Below are 461 nucleotides of genomic sequence, written 5' to 3' on the forward strand. Positions count from 1 at the left end.
CTGATGGTGACCATGACCTGGGGCCGGAGTCCGCCGGTGGCTGGCAGGGTGTTGGTGGCGAGGGCTGTTTTGCAGGCGCCGACGAGGCCGTCGAGGAGTTGTTGGGGGCGGGTGCGGCGTTCGAGGTGGGCGTCCGCGGCCGCGGCTTCCGCCGCGGCGCCGAATCCCGGCCCGGCATGCGCGCCCGCTCCGTCCTCGCCGTCGCGGTCACCGTTCTCGCCGGCGCCGGTGCCTGTTCCCGAGCCTGTTCCGTCCGCGGTGGTGGTGGGTTGGGTGCGGGGGTTGGTGGCGGTGTTCATGGCGGTGAGCAAATGTTCGTATTGGTCGGTGGTGGCGAAGATTTCCAGGTGGTGGAGGCCGCGGCGGGGCCGGCGGGTGAAGGCGCCTTGGCGGTGGCGGAGTTCTTCTTCGCTGGGTTCGGTGCCGTCCTGGTCGATGGCGTCGGTCCAGCGGTGGGCGAT

1 pseudogene is annotated in these 461 nt (G+C 71.4%); it reads right to left on the bottom strand.

Annotation, left to right across the window (positions count from 1 at the left end):
* Positions 1 to 461, bottom strand: a pseudogene (locus tag AC1DDG_RS21740) (HNH endonuclease signature motif containing protein); the annotation flags it as partial.

The sequence above is a fragment of the Arthrobacter sp. 10L430 genome, assembly GCF_056395245.1.